General features: G+C 65.3%; 1 protein-coding gene. It reads right to left on the minus strand.

What is annotated here, in order from left to right:
* Window positions 1-435: glycine--tRNA ligase subunit beta (locus tag C7G61_RS43510; RefSeq protein WP_145963876.1), on the minus strand; the 435-nt coding region annotated here is incomplete at both ends.

Below are 435 nucleotides of genomic sequence, written 5' to 3' on the forward strand. Positions count from 1 at the left end.
GCCATTCGACGAGACCGGCGACTTCCTCCAGGAGGCCCTCGTCCTCGACCAGCTCCAGGCCGTTGGCGAAGGCGACATTGTGGGCGTCGGCGGAGATGATCTCCTTGCGGCGCTCCGCATCGATCACGACCTTCGCCTTTTCGAGCTTCTCGGCATAGTCGGCGAAGCGGCGGACCGTGATCGCTTCCGGCGCATGGAAACGGTGGCCGTAGGTGATGTTCGAGGCGACGATGCCATCGACCTCGAAGGGGATCACCTTCGTCTCGTCGTGTTCCGCGCCGAAGGTGCAGACGATCGACTGCAGCGGCCGGACCCAGCGAAGGCTGCCCGGTTTCGCCGAAGCGGCACCGGAGCGCATGGATTTCGGCCAGGGAAAGTCGCGGATGATCGCCGGCATCACGTCGGCGATGATCTCTTCCGCCTCGCGGCCGGGTT

The organism is Bradyrhizobium algeriense, from assembly GCF_003062295.1.
GTDB lineage: Bacteria > Pseudomonadota > Alphaproteobacteria > Rhizobiales > Xanthobacteraceae > Bradyrhizobium > Bradyrhizobium algeriense.